The organism is Brevundimonas sp. (assembly GCF_035561115.1).
Classification (GTDB): domain Bacteria; phylum Pseudomonadota; class Alphaproteobacteria; order Caulobacterales; family Caulobacteraceae; genus Brevundimonas.
The window spans coordinates 1-2,371 of sequence record NZ_DATMYH010000046.1 but is presented as its reverse complement, the minus strand read 5'-3'; the positions used below and the strand labels follow the sequence as shown (position 1 = coordinate 2,371).

At 65.9% G+C, this 2,371-nt stretch carries 4 protein-coding genes; 1 reads left to right on the top strand and 3 read right to left on the bottom strand.

The genetic code is table 11. The annotated features are described in order from the left end of the window. On the bottom strand, positions 1-626 hold a 626-nt coding region (locus VN378_RS05750), incomplete at its 3' end, for a hypothetical protein (RefSeq protein ID WP_325741839.1). Positions 627-932: 306 nt separating this feature from the next. On the opposite strand from VN378_RS05750, the gene VN378_RS05745 reads away from it, so the two are divergent. Further along, positions 933-1,331, top strand: coding sequence for a hypothetical protein (locus VN378_RS05745; protein WP_325741838.1), 399 nt, complete (start codon positions 933-935; stop codon positions 1,329-1,331). Between the two features lie 266 nt (positions 1,332-1,597). On the opposite strand, the gene VN378_RS05740 is transcribed toward VN378_RS05745, so the two are convergent. Together VN378_RS05740 and VN378_RS05735 are read right to left on the bottom strand one after the other, a co-directional pair. Beyond that, entirely contained in the window at positions 1,598-2,197 is a 600-nt protein-coding gene (locus VN378_RS05740) for an NADPH-dependent F420 reductase (RefSeq protein WP_325741836.1), read from the bottom strand. 18 nt (positions 2,198-2,215) lie between these two features. Further along, on the bottom strand, positions 2,216-2,362 hold the full coding sequence (locus VN378_RS05735; protein WP_325741841.1) for an SDR family oxidoreductase: 147 nt from the start codon (positions 2,360-2,362) through the stop codon (positions 2,216-2,218). Between the last annotated feature and the right edge of the window lie 9 nt (positions 2,363-2,371).

Genomic DNA, 2,371 nt, shown 5'->3' with positions numbered 1-2,371 from the left:
GGGGTCGCCTGGGGGCCGGGGGACGCGATGCGCGGATCGACCTGTCGATCTGCGCGTCCGTCGCCGTTTACATCGCCCACCGCCACCCGGACGCCGCCGGCGCGTCCACGATCAATGGGGGCTGGGCTCAAGTTGTCGACGTCGCGGGTTCTGCGCGTCTCGACCTCGTCAGCGGGTCCGGGCCCCGCATTGACGGTGTAGGTGAAACACAGGTCCCGAGCCGCTGGCGAAGGGCCGCGTCGTCCGTCCTGGCCCGGCCCCGAGGCGCCGCCGGGAAAACTCAGTTGCTGCTCGTTGGGCGCGACTTGAACCGCGGGCAGCAGCAATCCGACCAAGACGCCGATGACGTGGTCCTCGTCCGGGTCGCCGCCGGAGCGGTCGATCGCCGACCTGAGGCCGGGTCCGTTGAGACAGATGTCGTAGTCGCCTGCGGGCAGTTCGAAGCGGAAGCCGCCCTGCCTGTCGATACGGGTGGTGGCGACCGTGCGACCGCCGCGCATGGAGGAGACCAGGATGTCGGTGAAGATATAGCCGCCGGTGCTTCGCGTCGCTTGGGCGTAGGCGGCGGTCGACAACGCCAGGCCCGCCAGACTGGCCAGCCCGATCAGACCCACTCGCGATGTCATGATGACAGTTCCAGTATCCGCTTGAATATCGGCGGTTTCTCACGCTGGTCACGGTTAAGCCTGGCTGTCAATGTGGCTTAATAGTCAGGACCCGGAGCACGGTTTCAGCGACAGTCGTCGTCTGGAGACCCAGGCAGAACGCCAATCCAGGCTCGAAGAGGACCCTCGTCACGTTTGACCTGAACGCCCATCGGCCCGGGGGGGGCTCGCGATCGGATGACAGGCTGCATTGACAGCGAGGTCTCCGGGTGACCAGCATTGTCCGACCGCAAACGGCGGCCGACATGGCCCTGCGGGAAACCCGACATGACATCGAGATTCAGACTCATCGCCCTCATTGGCCTCGCCCTGGCCGTCTCAGGGGCGGCGATCAATCCGGGCGAACCGATCCCCGGAGTCGATATCTACCTGGGCAAGAATCCCGGGGGATCGCCGATTGTGGTCGCGACCTCGGATCGGGAAGGGCGCTTCTCGGCGCGTGCGAGGGTCGAGCGGGGTGAATACGCGGTCTCAACGGCCTGCGCTCCCCGACAGGCCTGCCCGCCCAACAGGCAGTTGACGCTCACTGTCGATGGGCGGCCTGTCAGGCCCGACGCCCGGGGCGTCTATCTGTTCCCGGTCGGCGGGAGCCTGGGCACGGTCATGCTCACCGGACGGGTCGAGATCTTCGACCGATGGGGACGTCAGAACGGGACCCCCCGGTAGCGCCGAACTCGCCGGGGTCGGCAACGGATTGAGCCGGCCTTACGCACAGGGCCGCGAAGCACACGTTCCAACGCCTCCTGAACCCTGAATGTCATGTTTCCGGCGAGGGTATAGCGGCTGGTCCTGGCGCATGGCGGACTTCAACGGTTTTGACCGCTGCTGACTCTACTCGGACGTTGGATGAATCCGCATCTGGCTCACGGAGAGGCAGCCAGGAGCGGACGGACCCGGGCCAGTAGCGCCTCTGACCCTGGATAGTAGATCCGTCACCGCTCCTTCTTGAACAGATCCTTGAAGATCAGCGGCCCCCAAGTACGGCCGCGTGCGTGCACCAGCGCGCCACCCTCGTTAAGTTTTCCCAGACTGATGGGTGCAAACCCGAGTCGTTGGGCCAGGGCCGCCACGGGAGCGATCGCGGCCTCGTCGTCGCTCGACAGGAAGACGACCCGATGACCGCCCTCGACGACCGGATCGGTCGCCAAGGTGGCCGCGATCAGATGATTGAACCCTTTAACGAATTTGGCGCCCGGGAAGGCCTTCGCGACGACAGCGGAGGACGGAACACCCTCCAGCGCGTCAGGGACCGGAAACAGGTTCATCGCATCGATGACGGTCTTGCCTGACCAGTTCGGCAGCGCCTTCGCGACATCGGGGTGCGCCTCGAAACGGACCGCCAGGAAGACGGTGTCCGCCTTGACCGCCTCCGCCAGGGTCGTGGGGATGACCGTGGGTCCGATTGCGGCCGCGTCAGCCGAGAAGGACTCCGGGTCGCGCGTGGTTGCGACGGACACTTCGACGCCGTTGCGGGCGAACGCCTTGGCGAGGGCCTGGCCGATCTTGCCGAAGCCGATGATTGCGTAGCTCATAGTCGTCTCCTCAGGTTTTCAGAGTTGCGCCAAGCCGCCGTCGACGGCGACCTCGCTGGCGGTCATGAAGCTGCTGTCCGATGATGCGAGAAAGGCCGCCGCCGCCCCGATCTCCGCCGGATCGGCCATGCGCTTGAGCGGACTCATCGCGGCGAAGACCTTCATGCCTTCCTC